The organism is Hymenobacter telluris, assembly GCF_017313265.1.
In the GTDB taxonomy this organism is placed as follows: domain Bacteria; phylum Bacteroidota; class Bacteroidia; order Cytophagales; family Hymenobacteraceae; genus Hymenobacter; species Hymenobacter telluris.
This window is the reverse complement of sequence record NZ_JAFLQZ010000001.1, coordinates 306,030-329,584: the sequence shown is the minus strand read 5'-3', so window position 1 is coordinate 329,584 and position 23,555 is coordinate 306,030. Positions and strand designations below refer to the sequence as shown.

25 protein-coding genes are annotated in these 23,555 nt (G+C 56.4%); 11 read left to right on the top strand and 14 right to left on the bottom strand.

Features of this window, described 5'->3' with window-relative positions:
- Positions 1–44 precede the first annotated feature (44 nt).
- The gene (locus J0X19_RS01335) at positions 45–1,325 is read right to left on the bottom strand and encodes a DNA/RNA non-specific endonuclease (RefSeq protein WP_242581794.1); all 1,281 of its coding nucleotides are present in this window, start codon (positions 1,323–1,325) and stop codon (positions 45–47) included.
- Positions 1,326–2,058: 733 nt separating this feature from the next.
- Between J0X19_RS01335 and J0X19_RS01330 the strand changes: the two genes are divergently transcribed.
- The 3 genes from J0X19_RS01330 to J0X19_RS01320 all read left to right on the top strand — a co-directional run bounded on the left by J0X19_RS01330 (position 2,059) and on the right by J0X19_RS01320 (position 4,190).
- Entirely contained in the window at positions 2,059–2,862 is an 804-nt protein-coding gene (locus tag J0X19_RS01330; RefSeq protein WP_206980079.1) for a hypothetical protein, read from the top strand.
- Positions 2,863–2,881: 19 nt separating this feature from the next.
- Positions 2,882–3,418 (top strand): dCTP deaminase, encoded by a 537-nt coding sequence (gene dcd / locus J0X19_RS01325; protein ID WP_206980078.1) that lies wholly within the window; start codon positions 2,882–2,884, stop codon positions 3,416–3,418.
- 235 nt (positions 3,419–3,653) lie between these two features.
- On the top strand, positions 3,654–4,190 hold the full coding sequence (locus tag J0X19_RS01320) for a hypothetical protein (protein ID WP_206980077.1): 537 nt from the start codon (positions 3,654–3,656) through the stop codon (positions 4,188–4,190).
- An 80-nt stretch (positions 4,191–4,270) separates the two neighbouring features.
- On the opposite strand, the gene gldC is transcribed toward J0X19_RS01320, so the two are convergent.
- The 8 genes from gldC to J0X19_RS01280 all read right to left on the bottom strand — a co-directional run bounded on the left by gldC (position 4,271) and on the right by J0X19_RS01280 (position 11,205).
- Positions 4,271–4,609: a gliding motility protein GldC gene (gldC, locus tag J0X19_RS01315; protein WP_206980076.1), complete on the bottom strand. Its 339-nt coding sequence runs from the start codon at positions 4,607–4,609 to the stop codon at positions 4,271–4,273.
- 134 nt (positions 4,610–4,743) lie between these two features.
- Complete coding sequence (gene dnaN / locus J0X19_RS01310) at positions 4,744–5,868, bottom strand: DNA polymerase III subunit beta (protein ID WP_022823582.1); 1,125 nt, start codon at positions 5,866–5,868, stop codon at positions 4,744–4,746.
- 433 nt (positions 5,869–6,301) lie between these two features.
- On the bottom strand, positions 6,302–7,999 hold the full coding sequence (gene gldG, locus J0X19_RS01305; protein ID WP_206980075.1) for a gliding motility-associated ABC transporter substrate-binding protein GldG: 1,698 nt from the start codon (positions 7,997–7,999) through the stop codon (positions 6,302–6,304).
- 21 nt (positions 8,000–8,020) lie between these two features.
- Entirely contained in the window at positions 8,021–8,746 is a 726-nt protein-coding gene (gene gldF / locus J0X19_RS01300) for a gliding motility-associated ABC transporter permease subunit GldF (protein WP_206980074.1), read from the bottom strand.
- A 9-nt stretch (positions 8,747–8,755) separates the two neighbouring features.
- Positions 8,756–9,103 (bottom strand): hypothetical protein, encoded by a 348-nt coding sequence (locus J0X19_RS01295; protein ID WP_206980073.1) that lies wholly within the window; start codon positions 9,101–9,103, stop codon positions 8,756–8,758.
- Positions 9,104–9,112: 9 nt separating this feature from the next.
- Complete coding sequence (gldA, locus tag J0X19_RS01290) at positions 9,113–10,024, bottom strand: gliding motility-associated ABC transporter ATP-binding subunit GldA (protein WP_206980462.1); 912 nt, start codon at positions 10,022–10,024, stop codon at positions 9,113–9,115.
- Positions 10,025–10,071: 47 nt separating this feature from the next.
- On the bottom strand, positions 10,072–10,443 hold the full coding sequence (locus tag J0X19_RS01285; RefSeq protein ID WP_206980461.1) for a four helix bundle protein: 372 nt from the start codon (positions 10,441–10,443) through the stop codon (positions 10,072–10,074).
- 69 nt (positions 10,444–10,512) lie between these two features.
- A complete protein-coding gene (locus J0X19_RS01280; RefSeq protein ID WP_206980072.1) occupies positions 10,513–11,205 on the bottom strand; it encodes an SDR family oxidoreductase in 693 nt (230 codons plus the stop codon).
- A 66-nt stretch (positions 11,206–11,271) separates the two neighbouring features.
- Between J0X19_RS01280 and J0X19_RS01275 the strand changes: the two genes are divergently transcribed.
- On the top strand, positions 11,272–11,991 hold the full coding sequence (locus J0X19_RS01275) for a GIN domain-containing protein (RefSeq protein WP_206980071.1): 720 nt from the start codon (positions 11,272–11,274) through the stop codon (positions 11,989–11,991).
- A gap of 102 nt (positions 11,992–12,093) precedes the next feature.
- On the opposite strand, the gene J0X19_RS01270 is transcribed toward J0X19_RS01275, so the two are convergent.
- Positions 12,094–12,807, bottom strand: coding sequence for an SDR family oxidoreductase (locus J0X19_RS01270; RefSeq protein ID WP_206980070.1), 714 nt, complete (start codon positions 12,805–12,807; stop codon positions 12,094–12,096).
- 103 nt (positions 12,808–12,910) lie between these two features.
- Between J0X19_RS01270 and J0X19_RS01265 the strand changes: the two genes are divergently transcribed.
- Both J0X19_RS01265 and J0X19_RS01260 read left to right on the top strand, forming a co-directional pair.
- Positions 12,911–13,642 carry an MlaE family ABC transporter permease gene (locus J0X19_RS01265; protein ID WP_206980069.1) on the top strand — a complete coding sequence of 244 codons (732 nt, stop codon included), beginning with the start codon at positions 12,911–12,913 and terminating at the stop codon, positions 13,640–13,642.
- 130 nt (positions 13,643–13,772) lie between these two features.
- Entirely contained in the window at positions 13,773–14,582 is an 810-nt protein-coding gene (locus J0X19_RS01260) for an ABC transporter ATP-binding protein (RefSeq protein ID WP_206980068.1), read from the top strand.
- 134 nt (positions 14,583–14,716) lie between these two features.
- On the opposite strand, the gene J0X19_RS01255 is transcribed toward J0X19_RS01260, so the two are convergent.
- From J0X19_RS01255 to J0X19_RS01240, 4 genes are all read right to left on the bottom strand, one after another.
- On the bottom strand, positions 14,717–15,259 hold the full coding sequence (locus tag J0X19_RS01255; RefSeq protein ID WP_206980067.1) for a YfiT family bacillithiol transferase: 543 nt from the start codon (positions 15,257–15,259) through the stop codon (positions 14,717–14,719).
- Positions 15,260–15,445: 186 nt separating this feature from the next.
- A complete protein-coding gene (locus J0X19_RS01250) occupies positions 15,446–16,069 on the bottom strand; it encodes a bifunctional nuclease family protein (RefSeq protein WP_206980066.1) in 624 nt (207 codons plus the stop codon).
- A 158-nt stretch (positions 16,070–16,227) separates the two neighbouring features.
- Positions 16,228–17,205, bottom strand: a complete 978-nt coding sequence (locus J0X19_RS01245; protein WP_206980065.1) for an electron transfer flavoprotein subunit alpha/FixB family protein — start codon at positions 17,203–17,205, stop codon at positions 16,228–16,230.
- 105 nt (positions 17,206–17,310) lie between these two features.
- Positions 17,311–18,051 carry an electron transfer flavoprotein subunit beta/FixA family protein gene (locus tag J0X19_RS01240; protein WP_206980064.1) on the bottom strand — a complete coding sequence of 247 codons (741 nt, stop codon included), beginning with the start codon at positions 18,049–18,051 and terminating at the stop codon, positions 17,311–17,313.
- 84 nt (positions 18,052–18,135) lie between these two features.
- Between J0X19_RS01240 and J0X19_RS01235 the strand changes: the two genes are divergently transcribed.
- The 5 genes from J0X19_RS01235 to J0X19_RS01215 all read left to right on the top strand — a co-directional run bounded on the left by J0X19_RS01235 (position 18,136) and on the right by J0X19_RS01215 (position 23,469).
- Positions 18,136–18,474 carry a tetratricopeptide repeat protein gene (locus J0X19_RS01235; RefSeq protein WP_206980063.1) on the top strand — a complete coding sequence of 113 codons (339 nt, stop codon included), beginning with the start codon at positions 18,136–18,138 and terminating at the stop codon, positions 18,472–18,474.
- Positions 18,475–18,644: 170 nt separating this feature from the next.
- On the top strand, positions 18,645–19,319 hold the full coding sequence (locus J0X19_RS01230) for a response regulator (RefSeq protein WP_206980062.1): 675 nt from the start codon (positions 18,645–18,647) through the stop codon (positions 19,317–19,319).
- Positions 19,320–19,393: 74 nt separating this feature from the next.
- Positions 19,394–20,743: a sensor histidine kinase gene (locus tag J0X19_RS01225; protein WP_206980061.1), complete on the top strand. Its 1,350-nt coding sequence runs from the start codon at positions 19,394–19,396 to the stop codon at positions 20,741–20,743.
- A gap of 121 nt (positions 20,744–20,864) precedes the next feature.
- Positions 20,865–21,956, top strand: a complete 1,092-nt coding sequence (locus J0X19_RS01220) for an efflux RND transporter periplasmic adaptor subunit (protein WP_206980060.1) — start codon at positions 20,865–20,867, stop codon at positions 21,954–21,956.
- A gap of 235 nt (positions 21,957–22,191) precedes the next feature.
- Positions 22,192–23,469, top strand: coding sequence for a TolC family protein (locus tag J0X19_RS01215; RefSeq protein WP_206980059.1), 1,278 nt, complete (start codon positions 22,192–22,194; stop codon positions 23,467–23,469).
- Positions 23,470–23,555: the final 86 nt, after the last annotated feature.

Here is a 23,555-nt window from a genome sequence, read left to right as displayed (position 1 = left end):
TGATGACAGCAACGCTGTGAAAACCAATAAGAAAGAAGCAGGAATTACTGAGTCGGGCCGTTATCCACCTGGGCCTCTAGCACATCCTGCACCGCCACTGGCAGGTTCGACAGAATATCGTAGCCGGTAGCCGCTTCAATGGCATCCACCGAGGTGCGGAACGTGCTCCAGTCGGTGCTGATTCCCTGCTGGTTGGGCGTATTAATGGCAATAACGCGGGTGCTGGCGTTGATGCGCGACACGTCGTTGTTGCCCACCGGCAGCACCACAATCACCTTCCAGCAGTAGGCCGGCACCGTAACGCGGCCCTGGTCGATGGTGTTGGTCACGCCGCCGTTGCTGCCAGTGCCACCCACGCCGTAGCTGCCGCAAATCACATACACCTCATTATTGGGCAGGAAGGTGCGGGTGTAGTTTTCCAGGCTGGCCCAGGCTTGCTGGTTGTTGTTGGGGGCCTGGGGCATCATGTTGGTCATCAGGAAGGTAGCCGAGTTGTCTTCCCTCGTGGCAGTCCGGTCGGCGCTGGGGCAGTTGTGGCCCCTGTCAAATCCGGAGCCGCTGTAGCTAGTCGACTGCACCTGGTACCAGCCGGCGGGCAAAGCGGTATCGTTACGAAAGTCGTCCTGGCGGCCAGCGGAGCCTGTGTCGGCAGCGTCGAGGTGCCAGCTCACCCAGTTGGGCTTGCCCTGGTCACGATTATAGCCGATAGTGAATTGCGGCTTCGGCAGCAGATAGTTGTTGGGGCTGCTCACATCGGCCACGGCGCCGCTGGGGTTGCCCAGCGCCAAGTGGTCGTTGTCGATGGATGGCTGCGTGGTGCCATACTCGGTTACGGTGAAATCGTCGAGGTTGAGTTGCGCCGCGCCACCCGACACTTTGCGAATCTCGAACTTCACCGGGCCCGGAATATTCACGGTGAAAGCCGCCGCCTGCAACGTGGCCGAAGTAGTAAGCACCGTGGCCCCCACTTTCGTCCATTTGGTGCAGTTGCATGCCTGGGGTTGCGCGTATAGCTCCCAGCTGCTGCTGGCATCGGTGCCATACACGGCGTGCTGCACCGTCACGGTACCGGCTCCCGCTGGCAGGAAGAAGCTCATGGTCAGCTTGCCATTCTGCTGCAAGCGTACGGCTTGGTTGCCATTTTTGTGGTCGGCGGCCGTGTTGCCCAGCACACCATCGTTGAGCACCCAAGTACCACTGCTCAGCGCCACCGAATCGGTAGGATAGGTGGCCTTTGTACCGGTTTCGAAAGCTTCCTGTGTGTTGGCAGCGAAAGGTGCCAGCCAAGCCAGGGGGCTATCCACACTCGTTGGGTAGAAGGCCATACAGGGCAGCAACAACAGCAAACTGGTGCTATACCTTAGTAATTTTCTGTTCATTTAAACGTAAAATCTACTACAAGTGAGTTGAAAATGGGGTGACATGAAAAAGCCGGTGTTTTACCAACTACAAAATTACAGACAGAGTATTCTGGGGCACTAAGCCTGATGTTAAGTTTATAGTTCAATATAAAATTTACATTCACGATTATATCAAATAATTCAATCATAATAATAAAATACAATTATTATTCATCACCATTTCTAATCCAATATGATACTGGACACCATCTAACGCATCAATCTTTGGTTCATATTTATAAATTACTGATAAACAGCATTATAACTTCATTATATAAGTTGATTTACAACGCAAAACCTAATAGCGTACTGCCTTAAATATTTATAAATAATACCTTAATCTGTGGACATTGCAGGCACACAACTATATAGCAGAATGCGCCATATCATGGCAGCTACTTCCTTGTTTAACTATCCTTGCGTATTCATTCAAGTCATTTATCTATCAGATCAGAAAATTCAATTTCGCAAATGATAAATTATCGGATTTATACCACTTCTCACGCTCTGTTTACCTTTCAGCAAAGACTTCTGTTAGCAGAATTCAACTACATATTCCCTTCGAAGTAAGGGTGTGAGTAGATTCCGGATTAAAGAGCGGTTACCTTTGCGCAGAAACCGCTCTGCTGTTATGCCTCGACTTTTATTATCGATATGCTTGGTTCTCGGGCTTCTGCTGCCCGTTGCCGGTTCGGCCCAAGGCCCGGCGGCGGCCAACAAGCGCCTTTTCGACCGGACTGTAGAAGAGTTGAACTTCCGCACCATGGAAACCGTGTACGACAAATCGTTTACGCGGCGCAAATTCCCGGTCTCGCTACGCACCGCCAAGGCCCGCAAGGATTTCAACGACTTCGACGGCCGCGCCGATTTGCAGAAGCTATTTCAGAACTACAATGGCGTGTCGGAGCGCTACAAAAACCGCTTCGGGCAGGGCCGCACCGATCTGGCGCAATTCGAGAAGCAGCTGCGTAGCATCTTGGTTGATAAGAACTTCGAGTTTTTTATTCGGGTGCTGCCCCGCGACGAGCGGGTATCCCTGATCCGGGGCTTGGAGCGTTACATTCAGCAAAGCGCGGCGCAGTTTAATGCGTCGGAGGACGCCGCTCCCGAAGAGCTAGCCGCCGATGGCGCGGCCGTGCCTCCCGCCGACGTAGACGCGCCCCTCACCAGTTCGCCACCTGAAGAAAGCCCCTCACTGACTGCTGCTGCCACTACTCCCACCGCTCCCTTGCGCAGCATCGATACGGCCGTGCAGCACGATTGGGTTGATTACCTAACCCTGCTGCTGTCGGGTGCCTCCACCCTGCTGCTGCTTTTCGTGGTTACCAGCGTGCTACCCGAACTGCGCAACCGCCTCGATACCGTCACCGACGAGCTAGACCGCCAGCAAGGTGCCACTGTAGCGCGCCGCCAAGCCAACACGCTACCCGAGGACCGCTACGACGACGAAGACGAAAATTAATTCAGAACTCAACAACCCCATGATCCTGACCGACCAGCAGATTCTCGCCGAAATTGAGCGGGGCAACATCATTATCGAGCCCTACGACCGCAGCTGCCTCGGTACCAACTCTTACGATGTGCACCTGGGCCGCTACCTGGCCACCTACCGCGACGCCGTGCTGGACGCCCGCAAGCACAACGAAATCGAGACGTTTGAAATACCCGCCGAAGGCTTCGTGCTGCAACCCGGTGTGCTGTACCTGGGCGTAACCGATGAGTACACCGAGAGCCACGCCCACGTGCCGTTTCTGGAAGGCAAGAGCAGCGTCGGCCGTCTCGGCATTGATATTCACGCCACCGCCGGCAAAGGCGACATCGGTTTCTGCAACCATTGGACGCTGGAAATCAGCGTGTCGATGCCGGTGCGGGTGTACCACGGCATGCCGGTGGGCCAGCTCATCTACTTCACGGTACAAGGCGACGTGGGAACCTTCTACAACCGCAAAGCCAACGCCAAATACAACGACCGAACCGACAAGCCAGTGGAGTCGATGATGTGGAAAAACTCGTTCTAAAACAACTTCCCGGCTTATTGCTTAGGCACTGATTACTAGTTAGTTGGTCGATACCAAGCCATTGCCAGCAGTCGTAATAATCAGCAATTCAACTATTTAACAATCATCAATTTTATTGCTCATCATAAACTCCTTGGCATAATTTTTCGTTAGAAAGAACCATACGGCACTTTTCGTTTCGTTGAAAAGGCGCTGATACCTAGTAGTTTTCAACTTCCTACCGATATTCCTACCGATGAGAAAGCAACTTGCTACCGCCTCTCTGCTGCTCGCCGCCACGCTGGCCGCCAACGCGCAGACGCCTGGTACCAGACCTGAACGCCAAGGAATCGTTGTAAAACAAGATAAAACCCAGGAGTCGCCGCGCCTGAACCCAGTGCAGGAGCGTGCCAAACGCCTCTCCGACCAGATGGCCCGCGACCTGCGCCTGAACGGCTACCAAACTGCGCGCCTGCGGGCCATCAACGACGATAAAGTGGCCAAGATGGCGGCCATTGAGCAGCGCCATGCGGGCAACCAGAAGCTCATCAACGAGCAGTGCGACGCTGTGTGTAAGGAGCGGGACAAGGAACTGCAAGCTGTACTCTCCAACGACCAGTACAGCGACTATTACGATTCGCGCTCCACGTTCCGCAAGTACGACCGGGACTACGCATCCCGCTCAAGCCAAGTGAATTCTGATTTTGTAAAGTCGGTGCAGAACCCTTCCCCGGCCAGTAGCGGGGCCACTATTGCTCCCAGCCGTACTACCTCGGCCAAATCAGGACGCTAAGGTAGAATTAGATAGTAACAGAAAGCCCCGCCAACACTACGTTGGCGGGGCTTTCTGTTGCTGCTTGCTAGCAGAGCTACCTACCGCTGCTGGCCTTCTTCGGCGTTGAGGTGGTCGGTTAGCTCTTTGCAGAGGCTGCGGATTTTGGTGGCCATCAGTGAGTCGTTGGTGGCGGTGATGAGGCTTTCGGCCATGGCACCCATGGTGTCCACGTAGAAGCGCTTCATTTCGTCAACGGGCATTTCCTTGGTCCACAGGTCGATTTTCATGGTGCCGCGCTCGTCCCGGTCCCAGAGGGCAATATTGATGGCCTTGGCAAAGTGAATGTCGGGGCCGGCATCGGTAGCCGTCCAGCTGATGGCCTCGGGCACTTTCTGGTCGTCGAGGGCAATGCTGAAGCGGATTTCGGATTTCTTCATGATTGAATTGTTGAATTGTTGAATGGCTACATGGTTAAGCTAGAGCCACCCAAAGGAAAAGGCAGAACGACTGCATAAGAAAAATGGTCAGCCGTGAGAACGGCCAACCATTTAGCTATTAATCAATTAAGCCATTAAACGTAGTTGTTCAGCATCACTGGCATTACCAGCATCAGGATGCTTTCGTTGTCGTCGGCGAGGGTGGGCATGAGCAGGCCGGCGCGGTTGGGCGTGCTCAGCTCCAGCGTGATTTCCTCGGAGTCGATGTTGGACAGCATTTCCTGCAGGAACTTGGCGTTGAAGCCGATTTCCATGTCCTCCCCGTCGTACTGGCAGGGCAGCTTCTCGTTGGCCTCGTTGCTGAAGTCCAGGTCTTCGGCCGAAACTGTCAGCTCGGAACCCGCGAGGCGCAGCCGCACCTGGTGAGTGGTCTTGTTGGAGTAGATGCTGATGCGCTTCACCGAGTTCAGGATTTCCTGGCGGCTGATGATGAGCTTGTTGGGGTTGCTCACCGGAATTACGTTTTCGTAGTCCGGGTACCGCTCGTCAATCAGGCGGCACACGAGGCGCATCTGGTTGAAGCTGAAGAAGGCGTTGGAGTTGTTGAACTCCACTTTCACCGGCGTGGCTTCGGAAGGCAACGCGCCTTTCAGCAAATTGAAAGCTTTGCGCGGGATGATGAGGTTGGCGGTCTGGCCGGCGCCTACATCGGAACGGCGGTAGCGCAACAGGCGGTGGCCGTCGGTAGCCACGAAGGTTACCTGATTATCAGCCAGCTGCACCAAAATACCGGTCATAGCCGGGCGCAGCTCGTCGGTGCTTACCGCAAAGATGGTTTTGTTGATGGCGCGGGCCAACGACGACGATGGAATTTCAATCGGCGTGGAGCCTTTCACCACCGGTACGCGCGGGAAGTCGGTGGCGTTTTCGCCGGCCAGCTTGTAGCGGCCGTTGCTGCTGGCAATTTCGATGGTGTAAGTTTCCTCGTCCAGCGTGAAGGTCACGGGCTGGTCGGGCAGGTTCTTGAGGGTATCAAGCAGGATGCGGGCGGGAGCGGCAATGCGGCCAGCCTCACGGGCTTCAACGGGCAGCTCCGTCATCATGCTCGTTTCCAGGTCGGAGGCCGTAATGGTGAGCTTGCCTTCCTCGATTTCAAAGAGGAAGTTCTCCAGAATCGGCACCACGGGGTTGTTCGTTACCACGCCATTAATGCTCTGTAGCTGCTTGAGCAAGGCGGAAGACGAGACGATAAACTTCATATCAGGGTTGGGTTGTGGTGCTTGGTTGGGTAGAGGGCAAAGATAGGAAACCAGCGCGGGGTTTTCTAGTGCATGGAGTACGGGTTTTGGTAGTCAGATTACCATATCAAAGCCCTAGAGAGACAGTACAACTATCTATGAATCCAGCCGAGTACAGCAACACCTATCCAAAGCGTTAGCAATAGCAAAACGCCTAGAATTTGCATCAGCTTGGTTGTTACCGCTTCTCCAGCATTGGCGTACCGGTTGCCATACTGTTCAATCAATATTATTTGTACTCGTTGCGGCTGCCAATAGCGGCCATATAGATATATGAAACCCGTTATAGTCAGAAAACAACGCCAAACTGCACCAATTACTATCTCTCCTATAGCCTCACCCAATATCTCGCCAAGCATAGCTGTTATCTTTAATTTCTATAAATATTTAGGCGCTAAAACGACGCATACCGACGCTTCCGCCGCCAAGCACGCACAGCCCCGAACACGCCTAGCAATACCAGCGGCGCTACCAAGTTCAGCAGTTGCCAGCGGCTGCGCTGCTCGATTACTTTTAGCTTATCTAGCGGGCGAAGGGTGATTTGCTTGCCCCGGACGCTGATGAGGCCGGTTTCGTCGAGCATGTAGTCTACGGCGTTGAGCACCAGTTCCCGGTTGGCAAATTCGGTGTTGGCGAGCCGGTCGAAGCCGAGGCGGAAGGGCTGGCCGGTTTTGGGGTCTAGCTCGGAACGCACAAAGTCACCATCGGACACCACTAGCACCTTAGCCGGCTTGGCCTGGGGCGACGTAGCGGGCTGAAACCGGGTGGTGCCGGGCTCGGCGCGGTTGGCGTAGAGCGAGCTGAACTGGCCTTCAAGCAGGTAGGCTACCGGCTTGAACTTGTCTTTGTAGAGCTTGCGGTCCGGCTCCAAGCGGGCGTCGTTCAGGTTGACGGGCACCGGCGACGGTAGCACCCGGGAGTAGCGCGAGGTGAAGAACAGCGGGGTTTTGCGGATACCCGTGGCCTTCACCGTGTCCAGGGTGCTCACGAATTTGGTGTACACCGCATCGAGGTTGCGGGTGATTGGGTGCGTGCTGAAGTTGTTGATGAGCGGGTAGAACTGCCACGGCATAGGCTCCACTTTGGGCTTGTTGCCTTCCATGCCGGTCACGAGCGGAATCACGCCCGAATTCAAATCCAGCACCAAATCGGCGTTTACCCGCACCCCGTACTTGAACAGCAGGTCATCGAGGCCAACGGGTTGCGGGAAGGACAGCATGCCGGTGCGGGCGGCGCTATCTAGGTTCACGCGCATGGCATCCACGAAGAACAGCGCGTTGCCGCCCTGGGTGATGAACTGGTCGAGCTTGAACTTCTCGATTTCGCTGTACGCCGTGGCCGGCTTGGCCACGATTACGGCGTTGAGGGCCCGCAGGTCGCGCACCTTACTCAGGTCAACGCGGTACACGTCGTAGAACTGGCTGAGCGAGCCAATCAGGTCCCCGGCTTCGGCGTTGCTTAGCTCGCCGTGACCTTCCACCACCCCAATCAGCTTGCGCTTGCCGGGGCTGAGCTTGCGGATGGCGCTGGCCAGCTCGTATTCCAGTCCTTCAATGCTTTGGTTGAGGCGCACATCGGAAGGGGCGGCCTGGTTGCCGCGCAACAGCAGCACCCGTTGCTCCTTGCCCCCCGCCGATACGGTGGCCCAGGGGAAGATGATCTTCTCGACCCGCTTGCCGTTCTCATTGGCTCCCAGGTTGGTGGGCGAAAGGCCTTTCTTGAACAGTGTCTGGTAGTACTCGTTGCGGGCCTTCTCGGTGCTGGCCGCCGAGGGGTCGATGAACACGTATTTCAGGTTGCTGCCGCCGTACACCTGCATTTCGTTCAGCGTCTCGCGCACCGACTGCTGCAAGCGGCGGAACGGCGGCGGAAAGTCGCCGTCCAAATACACCGTCACCGTGACGGGCTGCTTGAGGTTGGTGAGCAGCTGCCGGGTGGCCGCCGACATGGTGTAGCGCTTTTCCTGGGTGAGGTCGAGGCGGAAAAAGAACTGCTGGCCAATGAAATTGACGAGCAGTAATCCGGCAACAACCGCCAGGAAAGTCAGCAGGTCGCGGCGTTTGCGGGATGGGTTGGGAAGTTGTTCGGGCATGTTATGTCAGGAGCTAAGCAACTACCAATTACGGCTTTGCAGCACCACTCTGGTTGCCAGCAGCAGGCCGGCAATCAAGCTAAAGAAATAGAGTAAGTCGCGGGAATCGACGAGGCCTTTGCTGATGTCGCGGTAGTGCGCGGCAATGCCGAGTTGGCTGATGTAGTAGGCCGGTGTCCCCTCGAAAACCGAAGCCAGCGAATCGAAGCCGGAGTACACCAGAAAGCAGCCGACCACGGCCACCAGAAAGGCAATAATTTGGTCGCGGGTGATGGCGCTGGCGAAGATGCCGATGGCCGCAAACACCGCCGCCAGCAGCACCAGCCCCAGATACGAACCCACCGTAGCCGCCGAATCGATGTTGCCTTCGGGGTTGCCAAGTTTGTACACCGAGTAGTAGTAGAGCAGCGTGGGCAGCAGCGCCAGCAGGGCCAATAACAAGCACGCCAGGTACTTCCCTCCTATTATCTGGCCGTCGGTGAGGGGCCGGGTAAGCAGCAGCTCCATGGTGCCGGCCTTTTTCTCTTCGGCAAAGGTGCGCATGGTAATGGCCGGAATCAGGAACAGGAAAATCCAGGGAGCGGTGTTGAACAGCGTCTGCAAATCGGCAAAGCCGTAATCCAGCACGCTGCTGTCGGGAAACACCCACACGAACAAGCCGGTAGCCACCAGAAACACCCCAATAACCACATAGGCCACGGGTGAGTTGAGGAAGGAATTGAATTCTTTGCGAAGTATGGCGTACACAGGAAAAGTCTATTCTAAGTATTGAATATCATCCAAAAGGGTCAACTCTGGCATAGTGCCCAAAACCTGCTTCACATATAAAGTCCGTGCTTCTTTGTCAACATTTTTACCTCTGAGGTTTGATATTTCAACTAAAACGGAATATTCTCTGAATTTCTCTCGCACTATTTCTTGATTGACTTCATTAGGTACTATTCTTAAAGTATCGGCCTGGGAACCAACGCAATTGACATAAGCACCTGCATATAAGCTTTCTCGCAATTCAAATTGCATACCTAAGGCCGAGGCAATACGCTGACCAAGCTCATCGACACCTACATCGTTAGTCCCGTATGTTAAGAAGAAGCTCTTTACCACGGAATGGACTTATTTGGTCAGCGCCTGAAACACCTGCTCCAACGACTGTTCTTCCTGCCGCAGACCCAGTAGCACCCAGCCTTGCTGGGCCGCCAGCCGCGAAATAGCGCCGCGCTGGTCGGTGCCGGCGGTGGCTCGGATGCGGTAGGTGTGGCCGGTTTCCACTTCCACGCGGCTGATGCCGGGCAGGTTTTGCAGCAACGCCGTGTCAATGGCCTGCTCGAACTCGGCGCGAATAATCGTTTCACTGGCCTTACCCGCGCCCAGTTCCGACACCGGCGAATCGGCTACCAGCTGGCCCCGGTTGATGATGACAGCGCGGCTACATAAGGCGGTTACCTCGGGCAAAATGTGGGTGCTGAAGATGACCGTTTTGTCTTCGCCCAGCTCCCGAATCAAGCTGCGGATTTCGCCAATTTGGTTGGGGTCGAGGCCGGTGGTGGGCTCGTCGAGGATGAGTACGCCGGGGTCGTGGATGAGGGCCTGCGCCAGCCCTACCCGCTGCCGATAGCCTTTCGAGAGGGCCCCGATTTGCTTGTTCTGCTCCCGGCCCAGCCCAACCCGCTCTACCAGCTGCCGTACGCGGCGGCGCAGTGCTTCCCCGCTCAAGCCGTGCACTGAGCCAATAAATTCCAGGTACTCATGCACGTACATATCCAGGTACAACGGGTTGTGCTCGGGCAGGTAGCCCACCCGGCGGCGCACTTCCAGCGGAGCCGTCAGTACGTCGAAACCGTCGATGAGTACGGTACCGGCCGAAGGCGGCAAATACCCCGTAGCCATCTTCATAGTTGTGGATTTGCCGGCACCATTCGGCCCCAGAAAGCCCAGAATTTCGCCCTTGCCCACCGTGAAGCTAATGTTGTTCACGGCCGTTTGGGTGCCGAAGGTCTTGGTCAGATGTTGAACTTCTACCATAATTGAGTTACCAGTTGTCGGTTATCAGTTGCCAGTTATATGAAAATGGGCTACTGGTTGCTCGATGGTAGACCTTGAAAATAAGAAATGAACCCGCTCAGCAGTCGACGACACTCAATTAATTGACTCATTGAGTTGTTGAAAGCCTCCTGCGTCAGATAGGACTGATCGAGTGCAAGATAAAACTGAGTTTCCAACTCGTATAACGAGCCACGTGCAATGAAAAAAAACTGCAAAGAATCACGCGCATGGTTTCGGCCACATCCTTCCGCTAAGTTAGAAGGTATTGAAATTGCACAGCGCCGCATCTGATTGGTTAGAGCGAAAAGCTCGTCTTTAGGAAAACCACGCGTCACCTCGTACACGCTATTGGTCAACAGCCGGGCCTTCTGCCAGACTTTAAGCTCTGTATACTCTTTCATCAAAGAAACTCATCGAGTCTGTTCGCTTGCGCCGCATAGACTGGTAACCGGCAACTGGTAACTCACAACTCATTTCGGCTGCGTGGGGCGCATTTGCAGCTCGGAAATCATAACGGGTTGCGGGGCTTCCAGCGCGTGCACAATGGCGGCGGCAATGTCTTCGGGCTGCATCTTGTGCGGGTCGGGCTCCTGGCCAGGCTCGGCACCGTTGAAGTTGGTTTCCACCGAGCCGGGCATCACGCACGTTACGCGTACACCATCGGGCCGCACTTCCTTGAACAGGGCGTCGGAGAAGCCGCGCACGGCGTATTTGGTGGCGCAGTAGCCAGCCAGCTTGGCCGTACCGGCTGTGCCCGCCAACGAGGCTACGTTGATGATGTGGCCTTCCTGCTGCTTTTTCATTTCCGGCAGTACCGCCCGCGTGCAGTAGAACAGGCCGTGCACGTTGGTGTCGAACATGGCGTGCCAGTCCTCGGACGAAAACCCGTCAATCGGCCCGAAATTGCCAATACCGGCGTTGTTGACCAGCACGTGCACGGCCGGCCCCAGCTCCCGCAAAGTGTTGGTGTATGCCTCTTTCACTGATACTTCGTCGCGGATGTCGCACTCGAAAAACTGGAACCGTTCGTTGGCGAGGCCTTCCGGCGCGGTACGGCCCCAGCCGGCCACTACAGCTCCTTTCGCCAGCAACGCCTCGGCCGTAGCCCGCCCAATGCCTTTGCTGACGCCTGTGATAATGGCTACCTTGCCGCTTAGTTCCATAGCTGTAAGATGATGATTCGGATTGGAGTTGCGCCGCAAGTTAGCGGCCTACGGCGGGTTTTACGTTTGCTTTCACTGTTCGGTCTATCCACCAGCCTATTAGCTTCCTGCCAAGACAACGACTGCCTGAAAAGTGCCGGCGACGTAACCACTGAGCGGCGCGACTTGCCCGCCTTCGAAGAACTCACGGCCCTCGACAATGTGAACATCACGCTGGTACAGGATGCCGACACGTACGCCGAGGTACGCACTGGCGCAAACCTGCAATCCGACCTGAAGCTGGAAGTACGCGGCAACCGCCTTGAAATCAGTAACGAAAGCACTTGCAACTGGGCCCGCAGCTACTCCGTGCCGCATGAGGTAACGCTCCACGTTCCCAAGCTCACCGATATTGCGCTTAACGGCCAAGGCAACATCACCGGACAAGGCCAGTTCCAGGCTGATACCCTGTATTTACACCTAAAGGGCGCTGGCGACTACGACCTGGACCTCCGCAGTCAGTACCTCTGGATAGACCAATATGAGTTAGGCGACTACCGCCTGCGGGGCCAAACCGACCAGCTACTACTGAGTGGTGGTGGTTTAGGCCGCTTCTTTGGCACCGATTTGCGCACAAATTCCTGCTACGTAGGCCTCTCCCCTTATGCCGACGGCGCCATCCATATTAACGCGGCCAGTAGCTTCACCGGCATCCACGCAGGCACCAGCACCATTTACTACTCCGGTAACCCCGCCACCATCGAAGTTCAGATAACCGGCCGGGGCAAGCTGGTGAGAATCAATTAAAAATTGAGAATTAAAAATTAAGAGTTGGTCGTTCACTTAGTCGTTAAACAGCCAATTCTTAATTTTTAATTCTTAATTTTTAATTCTTAATTTTTAATTGACTCAAATGTCTCCCAATTGCGGGCGGATGAGCAGCTCTTCGATGACGGCTTGCGGCGAGAGGCTGTAGGCAGAAAATACGGCTTCGGCCACATCCTCGGGCTTAATGAACCGCTCGGCGGGTAAGTCCACGCCTTCCCAGCTGGCTGTGAGGGTAGCACCGGGCAGCACGGCCGTCACTCGCACGTTGTGCTCTTTGAGTTCTTCGCGCAGGTTGCGGGTGAGGCCGTAAAGGGCATGTTTGGCAATGCCGTAGGAGCCACCGTTGGGGTACGCCGTAATGCTGGCCGTAGAGCAAATAGTGAAAATATGGCCCGTCCGCCGCGCAATCAGGCCGGGTAGCAGCGGCAGCGTCACGTCGTAGGCGCTGAGCAGGTTGGCGGCCAGCATTTGGCGGAGCTGCGAGTGGTCGGTGGGCTCGTCCTGCAACCTTCCGGGCAGAAAAGCGCCCGTATTGTTTACCAGCACCTCCACGTCTCCCCCCAAACCCAGCACGAAATCAGTGAACCGACGGCAGTCTTCCCATGTGCTCAAATCGGCGGGCAGCGTGTGCAACACGGCACCGGGAACTTCCTGGCGGCTATCTGTTTGCAACTGGGCCAAGTCGGTGGCGGAGCGGGCACAGGTGACTACCGGCAGGCCAGCGCGCAGAAAACGCAGCACAATGGCCCGCCCAATTCCTTTCGTTCCGCCCGTTACTACCACATATTTTTCCATTCCTATGATTGTTGTTGCGCTTTTTACGTAAGAGTTTGCAGCCGTTTGAACATGTAGCGGCGTACGGCCGCAAGTTTCTGCTTTTCCTCTCACTTCTCTCCTTATGGTCAAAACTTTCGGCTCATTTCTGATTTTTATGCAGAGCATGCTGGTTCGGAAAGAACGACTCGCGGTGCTCTGGAAACGGACCATCGACGAGTGCGTGCTCATTGGTACCGATTCTGTGTTTATCGTATCGGTGGTGGCCGCTTTTATCGGGGCCGTTACCTGCGTCCAGATTTCTTATAACCTCATCAGCCCGCTCATTCCGAAATCCACTATCGGGTATATGGTGCGCGAAATGACCATTCTGGAGTTGGCTCCCACCATTACCAGCATTGTGCTGGCGGGCAAGGTCGGTTCCAGCATTGCGGGCGGCTTGGGTACTATGCGCATTACCGAGCAGGTATCGGCGCTGGAAGTTATGGGCATCAATTCGGCCTCTTATTTGGTACTACCGCGCATTGTAGCCTCCATCCTGATGTTTCCGCTGCTGGTTATCTTGGCTATGCTGCTGTCAATTCTGGGCGGGTATTTGGCCGGTACGCTTACCGGCGCCATTTCTGCCTCGGAATATATCGAGGGCATCCGTAGCGACTTTATTCCTTACAACATCACCTTCGCGCTTATCAAGTCGGTGGTATTTGCCTTTCTGGTGTCGTCTATTTCGGCTTTCAAAGGCTATTACACCGAAGGCGGCGCCCTGGAAGTAGGGGCAGCCAGCACCGGCGCGGTTACCAACTCCATTATTGCCATTCTGCTCGCCGACTTCGTTTTGGCGGCGGTACTTCTGTAAGAGAGTGAATGAGTGAATGAGTGAATGAGTGAAGTGGGTTTTGGTGTACATGGCGCCCATACCTGTAATATCAAAGCAGACTTCGCTCATTCACTCATCCACTCATTCACTCATTCACTCCACAAAGTGTATGATTGAAATTCATAACGTTCAGAAATCATTTAACGGCAATGCCGTTCTGAAAGGCATCAACTGCACTTTCGAGACGGGCAAGTGCAACCTGCTGCTTGGCGGCTCAGGTACCGGCAAAAGCGTGCTGTTGCAGTGCATTGTGGGTTTGATGAAACCCGACCTCGGCAGCATCACCTTCGATGGCACGGTGTTTACCAACAACAAGGTGGACATCCGGCAGGAAATCCGGCGCAAAATCGGGATGCTGTTCCAGGGTTCGGCGCTGTTCGACTCGATGACGGTGTACGAAAACACCGAGTTTCCGCTGAAGATGCTGACGCCGGAAATGAGCAAGGAAGAGCGGCGCGACCGGGTGGAATTCTGCCTGAAGCGCGTGGGCCTCGAAAACGCCGGCAACAAGATGCCCTCTGAAATATCGGGCGGGATGAAGAAGCGGGTAGGTATTGCCCGCGCCATTGCGCCCAACTGCACCTACCTCTTCTGCGACGAACCCAACTCCGGCCTCGACCCCGCCACCAGCATCAAGATTGACGAGTTGATTCACGAAATAACCCATGAGTACGGCATCACCACCGTCGTCATCACCCACGACATGAACTCGGTGGTGGAAATCGGGGACCATATCATCTTTCTGCACAAAGGCGAAAAGCTCTGGGACGGCAACAAAGACCAGATCCTCACCGCTAAAGTGCCGGAGCTACGCGAGTTCATCTTCAGTAGCAGCCTCGTACGCGCCGCCAAACGTGTAGACGAAGAATCGGAAGGTGGCCTGGAAGCCTTGGCCAACGAGCCGCTTTCAGAGGTATAATTCTTCTAAGGCTTGCACTTGATTTCAAGTGATATTCTAACAAAAAAGCCCCTGCTATTCATCCGGATAGCAGGGGCTTTTTTGTTTACAGCAAGTTACGAGTCGGTCTGTTTATTGGCTGCAAGCCGACACACCTACCACCCTAGCCGCTGGCGAAGCTGCGTAATATGCGCCAGATGGTGCCGGCCGTGCCACGCGTATAGCACCAGCACTTGGTCGAGGGTGAACTGTTTTTGTGAGCCGGGATGGTAGAAGGTACGTTGCCACTGCTCGGCGCTCAGGTTGCGCAGCAGCAGCGTCCAACGGATGTGCAAGGCTTCCAGCAAGGCCAACGATACGGCGGGCGGCGTGGCGGCTATGTCGGGCAGCTCGGCCCAGGCGGCTTCATCGTAGGGGCTGATGGTCGGATTGTCTTCGGTGAGGGCCAGCTTGAACCGGGTGTAGGCGTTGAGATGCGAATCGGGCAGGTGATGGATTACCTGGCGCACGGTCCAGCCGTCGGGCCGATAGGGCGTGGCGAGCTGGTTGGCATTCAGGCCGGTAACGGCGGCCCGCAGCTGGTCGGGCAGCAAGGCAATGTGGGCAATATACGCGGTGCGAGCCCCGGCCTCTAAGGGGCCGGTTGGTAATACGGGGTGGCCGATGGGAAAGCGCAAATCAGCAGTGGCGTCTGGCATAGGATAAGCAGTTCTGTAGGCAAGGCGAGTGGCCGCCAAGACAGTGCAATGCTACGCATTTGCTGGTTTTTGATTGATACAGAGCAGGTAGTTCAGTTGCGCGAAAGCCCTTATTCCAGACGCAGCATAAAGCAAAAAGCCACTCCATTGGGAGTGGCTTTTTCAAGAATATAGCTTTTCGGTCGATTAACCGCGCTTATTTAGCTCGTCGCGGATTTTAGCGGCTTTCTCGTAATCCTCGCGCTCCAGAGCCTGGGCCAGCATTTTGGTCAACTCGTCGAGCGACACTTGGCCGCTTGGCTCACGGGGCGTGGGCTCCGGCTTGCTGGGGTTGTCGCCGGAGGTATCGTCATCCTCATCGTCGTCATCGTCGTCCGAATCTTCGGCGTTTTCGTCGAGTTCCGACAGGATGATACCCGCTTCGCTCAGCACGCTTTCCACCGTGAAGATAGGCACCCCGAACCGCAGGCCAATTGCAATGGCATCGGAAGGCCGGGAGTCCAGCTCGAAGGTGGTAGCCCCGTCGGAGCACACGATTTTCGAGTAGAACACGCCTTCCTTCAGGTCGGAGATTATCACCTCCAGCACGGCTACGTGCACATGCTCGGCGAAGCTCTTGAACAAGTCGTGGGTGAGCGGCCGGTTCGGATTTATTTTTTCAATCTGAATGGCAATGCTCTGTGCCTCGAACATGCCGATGATGATGGGCAGGCGACGGTTGCCGGTTTTTTCGCCCAGGATGAGGGCAAAAGAGCCGGACTGCGACTGGCTGGAGGAAAGGCCGAGGATTTCGAGCGGTATTTTTTTCAAGGGTCTTGGTGACTTTGGGGCTTGGAGACGTGGATTTCGGCCTTACTACGTGCAAAGAAAACAAAGGCTTCCGGCTCGTACTAACAGAAATGAAAAAAGACTTGGAACCTCGGCCGTGGGTACTACCCAACACGGCGGGCTCCAAGTCTGTTTCTTTCTTAGCCTAACTCCTTGACAGCCTGGGTCAGTTTAGGCAACACATCAAATACGTCACCGACGATACCATAGTCGGCGGCTTTGAAGAACGGGGCTTCGGGGTCTTTATTGATGACCACAATCACCTTGCTGGAGTTGACGCCGGCCAGGTGCTGGATAGCGCCCGAAATGCCGCAGGCAATGTACAGGTTCGGCGACACGGTAATGCCGGTTTGGCCCACGTGCTCGTGGTGAGGACGCCAATCGACGTCGGAAACGGGCTTGGAGCAAGCCGTGGCCGCGCCAATAGCTTTGGCCAGGTCTTCAATCAGGTGCCAGTTTTCAGGGCCTTTCATGCCGCGGCCACCCGATACCACTTTGTCGGCTTCGGGTAGTAGAATACCGCCGGCCTGGTCCTGCATTACCACCTGCTTGGGAGCATCAGTGAAGTCAGCGTCCGACAGTTGGGCCGAGAAGCTTTCCACTTGCGCGGTTTTGCCGGCTTCGTGCAGGGCTTCGATGGAGTTCTTTTTAACGGCAATGATTTTCCGTTCGCCTTCCAGCTTTACATCGGCCAGGGCTTTGCCCGAGAAGGCACCGCGCTTCACCGTGAAGCTGCCGCCATCGGTTTTAGGCAGCTCTACCACGTTGGTAGCCAAGCTGGCCTGCAAGCGCACCGAGAGGCGTGAGCCCACCGAAGCTCCAATGTTGGAGTTGGCCAGCACCAGCACTTTAGCATCTTCCTGCTGGGCTGCTGCCGCAATCAGCTTGGTGTAGGCACCGTTTACAAAATCTTTGAGGCGGGGTTCCGCATCATACAGCACTTTGCTGATGCCCTGCTCACCAAGCTTGGCCAAATTGGCTTCGGTAGCTTCGCCTACGGCCACGGCCGTAGCCGTCGTGCCGAGCAGCTGGGCTACCTGGCTGCCATAGGAAGCCACTTCCAGCGAGGATTTCTTTACCTCGCCACCGTCACATTCAACAACAACTAATACAGACATTTTCTTGAGTTATGAATTAAAAGTTATGAGTTGTGAGTTGCTAGCTAGAGTTTGAATCAGCCTGTTGCCAACTCATAACTCATAACTTTTAACTCATAACTCCACTTAAATCACTTTCGCCTCGTTGCGCAGCAGCTTGATCAGCTCACCGGCGTTTTCGGCCGGGATGAGCTTTACGCCCTGCTTTTTGGGTGGCAACGCGTACTCGGCTACTACGGTGCGAGGTGCATCGGTGGTAGGCTCTACCACTTTCAGCGGCTTGGTGCGGGCCGTCATGATACCGCGCATGTTCGGAATGCGGGGCTCGCACATCGGCTGCTGGCACGAGGCCACGAAGGGCGTATTTACCTCCACTATTTCCTTGCCGCCTTCAATTTCGCGCTCCAGCGTGGCGGTGTTGCCGCTCATATCCAGCTTCATGGCCGGGGCTACGGTAGGAATGCCGAGCAGCTCGCCCACCATGCCGTGTACTTGGAAACCATTGTAGTCGATGCTTTCCTTGCCCATCAAAATCACGTCGTAGCCGCCTTCCTTGGCCACGCTGGCAATCTGCTGCGCCACGAAGAAAGCGTCTTTGGGGGCGGCGTTTACCCGGATGGCATCATCGGCCCCGATGGCCAAGGCCTTGCGGATGTTGGGCTCGGTATCGGCTTCGCCCACGTTGAGCACCGTTACGGTACCGCTGCCTTGGGCTTCTTTGAGCTCAATGGCGCGCGTAAGGGCGTATTCATCCCAGGGATTAATCACGAATTGAACACCTGCCTTGTTGAACTCCTTGTTATCGGGCGTGAAGGTGATTTTGGTGGTCGTGTCGGGTACGTTGCTGATGCAAACGAGAAACTTCATCTACGGCTGCTTGAGTGGGAAGATAGAGGATATACTACGGGAAAGCCCCAAATTTGGGGCAAAGATACTGAAAACTACTGCCTGATGGAAACCCAACCCAGCCGCCTGCAACAACTGCTAGCCTTCTACCGCGACGAGCCCAACGACCCGTTCACGATATACGCGCTGGCCACCGAATACAAAGCCACGGAGCCCCTGCGGGCCTTGGAATACTTCCAGATCCTGCTGACCGAGCACCCTGATTACGTGGGGACGTATTACCACGCCGGCAAGCTACTCGAACAACTTCAGAAGCCAGATGAGGCTGAAAAAGTTTACCGCGAAGGATTACGCGTGAGCCGCCGAGCCGGCCAGATGCACGCCGCCAGTGAGCTACAGCAAGCCCTGAACCAGTGTCTCGGGCTGGATTACGAGGACGACTAAAATCAGCGGTTTTCAACGGAAATACGTCACACGCCAAAAAGTTAAATCCTTGTCTGCACCTTTATAAAGCTGCCCCCCCCGTTGACAGCATAGCAGCCCCTCATTGCCATTCACAGTCTTATACAGCCTTATAATAAGGTGTATACTTGCCTTCACTGATTCGAAAGTTTATGAAAATCCTCCTGGTTGAAGATGAGCCCAAGGTTTCGGCCTTTATCCGGCGGGGGCTGGAAGAAGAAGGCTTTACCGTGGACACGGCTTTCGATGGCGACATGGGAGCCCGGCTGGCGGTGGCCCAGGCGTACAGCCTAGTGATTTTAGATGTGATTCTGCCGCTGCGCAACGGCTACGAAGTGCTGCAAGCCATCCGGACCCACGACCAGCAAGTGCCCGTATTGATGCTCACGGCCCTGGGCACCACCCAGGACAAGCTGCGCGGCTTTGATGGCGGCGCCGACGACTACTTGGTGAAGCCTTTTGATTTTCCGGAGCTGCTGGCGCGCGTGCGGGCCCTCACGCGCCGCCGCGGCCAGGAAACGAAAGGCGCTCAGCTCACCCTCGCCGACCTTACGCTGGATACTGCCGCCAAAACCGTGACCCGCGCCGGGCAGCCCATCAAGCTCACGGCCCGCGAATTCAACCTGCTGGAACTGTTCATGCGCCACGCCGGCCGCGTGCTAAGCCGCGCCGAAATTGCCGGGGATGTGTGGGAAGACTCGTTCGATGCTGGCTCCAACGTGGTGGACGTGTATGTAAACTACCTGCGCAACAAAGTGGATAAAGGCTTCTCCCAGAAGCTGATCCATACCGTAGTGGGCATGGGCTACGTGCTGCGGGTGGAGTAGTGAGTTGCCGGTTGTCAGTTGCGAGTTACCAGTATCAACCGACAACTGACAACTCATAACTAACAACTGAAATTATGACGATTCGGAACCGGCTGACGTGGCTGTTTACGGGGTTGGTGGCCGTGCTGCTGCTGGCGGTGATGACTACCATTTACATCCTGCAAGCCGATTACACGCACGAGGAGTTTCACCAGCGCCTGCGCGACCGGGCCGAGGTGACGGGCTACGTGTTTCTGGAACAGGACGAGCTGCGGGCCGAGGCGTTTCGGGAATTTCAGCGGCGCTACCTCCGCACGCTTACCGGCGAGGTTCTTCAGATTTATGACAGCAAGCTGGAGCCGCGCTTTATTGAGGAAGACCAACGAATTCAGATTCCGGAGAGCATACTCACCCGCATCGTAGCCGAAAAGCTGGTGTACTTCGACTTGGGGCCGCGGCAGGCGGTGGGGCTGTTTTATAGCGACAACCAGGGCCAGTTTATCATTGTGGCCGCCGCCCAAAACCACTCCGGTGCCGCCCGGTTGGAGCACCTCACCATGATTCTGGCGGGCATTTTTGTGGTGAGCCTGGTGGTGATATACGTAGCCGGCCGGGTGTTTGCGGGCAAGGCCCTGGCGCCCATTGCCGCCGTCAATGACCAGGTGGACCGCATTACTACGCAGGACTTGCACTTGCGCGTGAACGAAGGCATCAGCCACGAGCAAGACGAAATACGCCGCCTAGCCCGCACCTTCAACCGCATGCTGGAACGGCTGGAAGACGGCTTCGAAACCCAGCGCACCTTCGTCAGCAATGCCTCGCACGAGCTCCGTACGCCACTCACGGCTACTATTGGGGAGTTGCAGGTGCTGCTGAACCGGGACCGGGACCCGGCCGCGTACCGGGAAGGAGTGGCCTCGGTGCTGCACGAGTTGCAGCAACTCAAGCAGCTCATCAACAACCTGCTGGATTTAACCCAAACCACTTCTGGCAATACCGAGGATATTCGGCTGGACGAGTTGCTGTGGGAGGTACGGGAGGCAGTGGCACCCGACCAGCGCCCCCGGGTGCACATCACGCTGGGCACCTTACCTGAAGATGCCGAGCAGTTGGAAATCAAGGGCAACCGCCAGCTCCTGACCCGGGCGCTGGTGAATTTGCTTGACAACGCGCTGAAGTATTCACCTGACAATCAGCTGGTGGAAGTGCAGTTCAATTACCAGCGCGGGCAGCGGCAGATTCGGGTGCAGGACCACGGCATCGGCATTGGGGACAAGGAGCTACCTCAGATTTTCCAGCCGTTTTTCCGGGCCGATAATGCCCGCGCCGTTACGGGGCATGGCGTGGGGCTGCCGCTGGCCCGCAAAATTGTGCAGCTGCACGGCGGCGAGTTGCGCATCAGCTCCCAACTGGGCGCGGGTACCTTGGCCGAGGTGGTTTTCTAGCTGTTTACGGGCGTTTGTGTTCTAAAATTCACAGAAACTTCACTTTCTAATCGGTTTCTAATCTACCTCTAACCCGGGGCTAATACCGAGGGCGTAAGCTTGCATCTTACCAGTTACGCCTATGAACCGTTTATTTCATTTTTCCTCTCTCCTGCTGCTGCCTACTAGCCTGTGCCTGAGCAGCTGCACCGAAGAAGCTACCGAACAACTCCCCCACCCCGACTCCCGCCTGCTGCCCGCTGCCACCGTGGCCGCGCTGCAAACCGATAGTGTGCAGCTCGCCCCCATTCAAACGGAACTACGCCTGGAAGGCCGTATAACGCCCAATGCCGACCGCCTGACGCCCGTGTATACCTTGGCTGGCGGAGTGGTAGAGCAAGCGCCCGTAGCCCTCGGCGACGTGGTAACGGCGGGGCAGCCGCTGGCCGTTTTGCGTAGCGCTCAGATAGTGGGCCTGGCTCAGCAGCGCACCGAAGCCACCGTAAACCTGGGCACGGCCCGCGTGCAACTGGAGGCCATTAGTGAAATGCACGCCGACGGTATGGCCTCCGACCAGGATTTGAGCATGGCCCGCGCCGCCCTGCAAAAAGCCCAGGCCGAAGTTACCCGCCTCCGCAAGCAAACCGACGTGTACGGCACCGCCCCCGACCACTACACCCTGCGCGCCCCCCAGGCCGGCACCGTCATTGAAAAGCACCTCACGGAAGGGCAGCAGTTCGACCCTGGCCAGGTGGGCAGCCTGTTCACGGTAGCCAACCTGGATGAAGTGTGGGTGCTGGCGGATGTGTTTCAGTCGGACATTGAGAAGGTGCAGGCGGGCCTGCCGGTGGAAGTGCACACCCTGAGCTACCCCGACCGGCAGTTTGCGGGCCGCGTGGATAAGGTGTTCAACGTGTTGGACCCGGAACGAAAAACCCTCCAGGTCCGGGTGCGGCTCGCCAACCCCGACCACCTTCTCAAGCCCGGCATGTTTGCGCGCATCCACCTCACCCAAACCAGTACTACGCAACTGCCGGCGGTGCCTTCGGCGAGTTTGGTGTTTGCCAACGGCCGCCGCTACGCACTGGTAGTGAAAAACAACGCCGTGGAAACCCGCCCGGTGGCCGTGCAACACGCCGGCCAGGGCGTGAGCTACGTGAGCAGCGGCCTGGCGCCCGGCGAACAGGTGGTAACCCGCAATGCGTTGCTGTATTACAAGGAGCTCAATGATTAGCCCCCGCACCTCCCGGCACTGGGTTCGGCACGCCATGGCTACGGCCGAGCGGGAGTTGCTGGCGCCGTCTTCGGCGGCAATTTCTTTGCCTGTTGGTGATGTTGAAAAAGCCTTTCCAGTGGAAAGAATGGCCTTTCTGAAAAAAATATTTCGTTCTAATCCGTTTCTAATTTACCTCTAATTCGCCCCTAATACGGGGGGCGTACTCTTGCATATCTCAACACCGAATCCGGATATGCAACGCCTCTTTTTCCTGCTACCGTTGGCCCTGCTGCTGCACTTCAGCACCCACGCTACTGCCGCGCCGCTTGCCGGCGACACCCTGACGCTCACGCTACCCCAGGCCGAGCAGCAGTTTGTACAAAACAACCTACTGCTGCTCGCCCAGCGCTACAATGTGTCGGCGGCGGAGGCTCAGATTTTGCAGGCCCGGCTCTGGGACAACCCTACCATTTCCATCGAGCAGAACACCTATAACCCGCAGACGCGCAAGGTGCTCGACGTAACCAAAACCGGCAACTCCATTGTGCAGGTGCAGCAGCTGTTTGCCCTGGCCGGCCGCCGCAAAGCCGCTGCCAACGTGGCCCAGCAGAACACCTTGGTGGAGCAATTCACCTTCCAGGATTTGCTGCGCACCCTGCGCTACCAGCTCCGCAGCACCTTCTACGACCTGTACTACAAGCAGCAGAGCGTGGGCGTGTACGACAAGGAAGTGGCCAGCTTTCAGCGCACCGTAAGCCTGTACCAGGGCCAGTACGAGAAAGGAAATATTGCCCTGAAAGAGGTGATTCGGCTGAAAGCCTTCCTGTTTCAACTTCGCAATGAGCGGCAGGCTTTGCTCAACGACATTGCCACTGAGCAAGCCGACCTCCGCACGCTGATGCGCGACACCAGCGGCGCCTACTACGTTCCCACCGCCGACGGCAACCGCCTCCGGGCCCTCAGCTTAGCTGACCGCACCGAAGCGCAGCTCATCGACTCGGCGCAGGTGAACCGCGCCGACCTGAAAGCCCGCCAGGCCGCCGTGCAGCAGCAAACCCAGAACCTGCGCCTGCAACGCGCCCTGGCCACGCCTGACCTGGCCGTGGGCTACGTGTACGACCGGGCCGGCAACTACATCCAGAATTACAACGCCCTCACGCTGGGCGTGGCCGTGCCCATCTTCAACCGCAACCAGGGCAACATCCGCACCGCGCAAAACCAGATTGAGGTCAGCAAGGCGCAGCTCAGCCAGCAGCAGCTGCAAGTGCAGAACGACGTGCAGGAAGCCTGGCGCCTGGCCCGCCAAAACGACCAGCTCTACCAAGGCACCGCCCGCGAAACCTCGGACTTCGACCGCCTCATGAAAGGCATTGATGAGAGCTACGCCAAGCGCAACCTCACCATTGTGGAGTTCCTGGATTTCTACGAGAGCTACAAGAACAACCTGGTGCAGCTCAACAACCTGCGCGCCAACCGGGTGCGTGCCTTCGAACAACTCAACTACGCCGTGGGCCGCCCCATTTTCAATTAGTGCCTGGTGCGCAGTGCTTCGTGCTTAGGCTGTTCGGCCAAACAACAGACACGAAGTATCTAGCAAAACCAGCCACAACCAGCTAA

What these genes read in the sequence shown, in the direction of transcription:
- J0X19_RS01240 (WP_206980064.1), bottom strand. Translation starts at nt 18,051, where the DNA reads ATGAAGTTTCTCGTTTGCATCAGCAACGTACCCGACACGACCACCAAA.
- J0X19_RS01320 (WP_206980077.1), top strand. Translation starts at nt 3,654, where the DNA reads ATGAGAAAGCAACTTGCTACCGCCTCTCTGCTGCTCGCCGCCACGCTG.
- J0X19_RS01235 (WP_206980063.1), top strand. Translation starts at nt 18,136, where the DNA reads ATGGAAACCCAACCCAGCCGCCTGCAACAACTGCTAGCCTTCTACCGC.
- J0X19_RS01285 (WP_206980461.1), bottom strand. Translation starts at nt 10,443, where the DNA reads ATGAAAGAGTATACAGAGCTTAAAGTCTGGCAGAAGGCCCGGCTGTTG.
- J0X19_RS01225 (WP_206980061.1), top strand. Translation starts at nt 19,394, where the DNA reads ATGACGATTCGGAACCGGCTGACGTGGCTGTTTACGGGGTTGGTGGCC.
- J0X19_RS01220 (WP_206980060.1), top strand. Translation starts at nt 20,865, where the DNA reads ATGAACCGTTTATTTCATTTTTCCTCTCTCCTGCTGCTGCCTACTAGC.
- J0X19_RS01265 (WP_206980069.1), top strand. Translation starts at nt 12,911, where the DNA reads ATGGTCAAAACTTTCGGCTCATTTCTGATTTTTATGCAGAGCATGCTG.
- gldC (WP_206980076.1), bottom strand. Translation starts at nt 4,609, where the DNA reads ATGAAGAAATCCGAAATCCGCTTCAGCATTGCCCTCGACGACCAGAAA.
- J0X19_RS01335 (WP_242581794.1), bottom strand. Translation starts at nt 1,325, where the DNA reads ATGGCCTTCTACCCAACGAGTGTGGATAGCCCCCTGGCTTGGCTGGCA.
- J0X19_RS01280 (WP_206980072.1), bottom strand. Translation starts at nt 11,205, where the DNA reads ATGGAACTAAGCGGCAAGGTAGCCATTATCACAGGCGTCAGCAAAGGC.
- J0X19_RS01245 (WP_206980065.1), bottom strand. Translation starts at nt 17,205, where the DNA reads ATGTCTGTATTAGTTGTTGTTGAATGTGACGGTGGCGAGGTAAAGAAA.
- J0X19_RS01255 (WP_206980067.1), bottom strand. Translation starts at nt 15,259, where the DNA reads ATGCCAGACGCCACTGCTGATTTGCGCTTTCCCATCGGCCACCCCGTA.
- J0X19_RS01270 (WP_206980070.1), bottom strand. Translation starts at nt 12,807, where the DNA reads ATGGAAAAATATGTGGTAGTAACGGGCGGAACGAAAGGAATTGGGCGG.
- dnaN (WP_022823582.1), bottom strand. Translation starts at nt 5,868, where the DNA reads ATGAAGTTTATCGTCTCGTCTTCCGCCTTGCTCAAGCAGCTACAGAGC.
- J0X19_RS01215 (WP_206980059.1), top strand. Translation starts at nt 22,192, where the DNA reads ATGCAACGCCTCTTTTTCCTGCTACCGTTGGCCCTGCTGCTGCACTTC.
- gldG (WP_206980075.1), bottom strand. Translation starts at nt 7,999, where the DNA reads ATGCCCGAACAACTTCCCAACCCATCCCGCAAACGCCGCGACCTGCTG.
- J0X19_RS01260 (WP_206980068.1), top strand. Translation starts at nt 13,773, where the DNA reads ATGATTGAAATTCATAACGTTCAGAAATCATTTAACGGCAATGCCGTT.
- dcd (WP_206980078.1), top strand. Translation starts at nt 2,882, where the DNA reads ATGATCCTGACCGACCAGCAGATTCTCGCCGAAATTGAGCGGGGCAAC.
- J0X19_RS01230 (WP_206980062.1), top strand. Translation starts at nt 18,645, where the DNA reads ATGAAAATCCTCCTGGTTGAAGATGAGCCCAAGGTTTCGGCCTTTATC.